This is a genomic window from Sphingomonas sp. CCH9-F2 (assembly GCF_001556735.1).
Taxonomy (GTDB): domain Bacteria; phylum Pseudomonadota; class Alphaproteobacteria; order Sphingomonadales; family Sphingomonadaceae; genus Sphingomonas; species Sphingomonas ginsenosidimutans.
Window position 1 is genome coordinate 1 of sequence record NZ_LSJO01000229.1, and the last position, 565, is coordinate 565.

Here is a 565-nt window from a genome sequence, read left to right on the forward strand (position 1 = left end):
CTTGCTTTCCGTGCAAGCCGCCAGGCCGACAACGAGGATGAGGGCGGGCAGTACCCGCTTCAACGGCATCATCGCGCCTTCCTCCTGTAGCGGGAGGGGACGCGCTGACGATTGATCCCACGGGCAGGCTGACCCACCCGCCAGCGCAGATAGGTTGCGAGGCGATCATCAGCCTCGATCATCAGGGACCGCAGACGACGCAACATCATCGCCGCGAACGGCAGAGACAGCGCCCCGCCCAGCGTGCAGCTATGTGTTAGCCTAGTGCCACCATCGTCCCCTGCCAGCTCGTACCGTTCTTCGAGCGTGAACAGATAAGGGATGCCGCAGGACCAAGCGAAGGCGCGCGGCTTATCGAATTGATCGACCCGGGCCGGCGTCCGAATTGGCCGGGTGATGCCCTGGATCGCGAAGGTACATTCCGTTTCGCCAAGCTGGCACGGGTTGTCGAGGAATACGAGCGGACTCCAAGCCCGACGATGATCCGGATCGGTGATCGCCGACCAGATCCGCAGTGGCCCGCCGTGAAGCATCGAGCTGGTTATGGTGCGAGGCATATCCCCAT

1 protein-coding gene is annotated in these 565 nt (G+C 63.0%); it reads right to left on the minus strand.

What is annotated here, in order from left to right; translation table 11 throughout:
• Nucleotides 1-68: 68 nt before the first annotated feature.
• Complete coding sequence (locus AX685_RS06920) at nucleotides 69-557, minus strand: SRPBCC family protein (protein WP_026189137.1); 489 nt, start codon at nucleotides 555-557, stop codon at nucleotides 69-71.
• Nucleotides 558-565: the final 8 nt, after the last annotated feature.

What these genes read in the sequence shown, in the direction of transcription:
- AX685_RS06920 (WP_026189137.1), bottom strand. Translation starts at nt 557, where the DNA reads ATGCCTCGCACCATAACCAGCTCGATGCTTCACGGCGGGCCACTGCGG.